Source organism: Acidithiobacillus sp. TH-A36 (genome assembly GCF_057473445.1).
Genome location: NZ_JBYCKP010000213.1, coordinates 1 through 2,325 on the forward strand (window position 1 = coordinate 1; position 2,325 = coordinate 2,325).

The window sequence follows — 2,325 nt, forward strand, 5'->3', positions numbered from 1 at the left end:
CCTGCCGGATTTGCCGGGAGGAACCTGGAGTGATTTGCATGGAAACCATAGCCAAAGTGCGCCGTCTGTATCATCTGGACAAAGAGACGGTCAGTCATATTTCTCGAAAAATGAATTTATCGCGTGCTACGGTGCGCAAGTATCTGGATCATGTCGGAGATGAACCGAAGTACCCCCAGCGGAAATCCCGACCACGGCCGCAATTGGGAGCTTTTGAGGCGATCCTGCAGCAATGGCTGGAGACGGATGCGCACTTACCGCGCAAGCAGAAGCGGACCGCACGCAGACTGTTCGAGGGTTTGCAGAAGGCAGGATACCAGGGGGCTTATGACAGCATTCAGCGCTGGGTAAAGGCGTGGAAGGCGAACGTTCGCCCTGGTCTGCACCAAGCCTTTATTCCCCTGAGTTTCCGTCCCGGTGAAGCGTATCAGTTTGACTGGAGCAGCGAGACGGTGATTCTGGATGGGGTGGCCATGGCGATCAAGGTCGCCCACTTTCGCCTGACTTACAGCCGGATGTCCTTTGTCCGGGCCTATCCCAGAGAAACCCAGGAGATGGTCTTCGCCGCCCATCAGGAAGCTTTTCTGGCCTTTGAAGGGGTCCCCGAGAGGGGTATTTACGATAACCCCAAGACCATTGTGGACGTGGTTTATCATCGTTCCCGCAAAGGTCAGGAACGGGATTTCAATCGGCGCTTCCTGGCCCTCATGAACCATTATCTGATTCGGCCCACCGCCTGCACGGTCGCTGCTGGATGGGAGAAGGGACAGGTCGAGAATCAGGTCGGCAATATCCGCGAATGGTTTTTTACCCCGCTTCCGCGCTTTGAAACACTGGATCAGCTGAACGCCTGGCTCTGGGAACGCTGTCAGGAGCGGGCACAGAATCATGCACACCCCGAGCAGAAGACACGGACGATCTGGGCGGTCTTCCAGGAAGAGAAAGCGCTGCTGCGCCCCTTTCAAGCCACCTTCGATGGCTATGTGGAGGACCGAGTGCGGGTCAAATCGACCTGCCTGATATCGGTGGACCGTAATCACTACAGCGTACCCGCAGAATGGGCAGGAGAGTGGGTGCGGGCACGGCGCTATGTGGATCGTATCGTGGTATTGATGGAAAGTGCGGTGATTGCCACCCATGCACGGCGCATGGGGCGGGACAAGACCATCACGGACCCGCAGCACTACCTGCAGGTTCTGGAGCGTAAACCGGGGGCTTTACGTAATGGCTTGCCCTTCCAGAAGCTACCGCGTGCCATCACCCTGGTGCAGGAGCATCTCCAGGCTAAGGCCGGTGGAGATAAGGCCTTTGTGGAAGTCTTACTGGCGGCCAGAGACCATGGCATGGACATACTGGAGACTGCCTGCGCCATGGCCCTGGAGCAGAAAACCGTTACCGTCACGGTAATCCTCAATCTGGTACACCGTCTGGCGCACCCGCTGCCACCACCCCCGCAGCAGACTCCGGAAGCCCTGCATCTCAAAGAAGAGCCAACAGCGGATTGCAGTCGCTACGACACCTTGCGGGAGAAGCCTTATGTCCACTGAACTGACCCTCTCTCTGAAGGATCTGCATCTGTACGGCATGGCGACCGCCTACCAGGAATGGGTCGCGCAACCCGGGCCGGTCACAGAGCCGGTTTCCTGGCTGACCAGCCTGATTGATGCCGAAAAACAGGACCGCCATTACCGCAGTCTGCGTTACCAAAGACGTATAGCCCGGTTCCCCCTGCAGCGCAGTCTGGATGAGTTTGACTTCACGGAAAGCCCCTTGGCCGAAGAACATCTGCGCACGCTGGCCCAAGGGGGATACCTGGAGTCTGCCTATAATCTCATTCTTGTGGGTGGCACAGGGACCGGGAAAACCCATCTGGCCCTGGCGTTAGGTCATGCCGCCATCGACCAGAGCAAGCGGGTACGCTGGTATAACGTAGTCGATCTCGTCAACTCTCTGGAACAGGAGAAAACCCGTGGCCAGGGCGGCCGCCTCGTCAGAACCCTGCAGAGCCTGGACCTCGTCATCCTCGACGAATTGGGCTACTTGCCCTTCTCGGAGTCGGGAGGCGCCTTGCTCTTCCATATGATCAGCAAACTCTACGAACAGACCGCGCTGATTATCACCACCAACCTCTCCTTCGGAGAATGGGTGAAGATCTTTGGAGACGCCAAAATGACCACGGCGCTTCTCGATCGACTGACCCACCACTGCGATATTCTGGAGACCGGAAACGATTCTTACCGGTTCAAAAAACGTCGCAGCCACCCCCTCTAAAACTGGTCAAAAATAGACGCTGTTACCTGGTCATTTTTAAACGCTGTTTGACAC

2 protein-coding genes are annotated in these 2,325 nt (G+C 57.0%); both read left to right on the forward strand.

Translation table 11 applies throughout. The annotated features are described in order from the left end of the window. The first annotated feature begins 38 nt into the window (after positions 1 to 38). A complete protein-coding gene (istA, locus tag AC2VLY_RS05605; RefSeq protein ID WP_486921909.1) occupies positions 39 to 1,547 on the forward strand; it encodes an IS21 family transposase in 1,509 nt (502 codons plus the stop codon). After that, positions 1,537 to 2,271, forward strand: a complete 735-nt coding sequence (gene istB / locus AC2VLY_RS05610; protein ID WP_486921910.1) for an IS21-like element helper ATPase IstB — start codon at positions 1,537 to 1,539, stop codon at positions 2,269 to 2,271. The genes istA and istB overlap by 11 nt, the downstream gene beginning before the upstream one ends. Positions 2,272 to 2,325 lie beyond the last annotated feature (54 nt).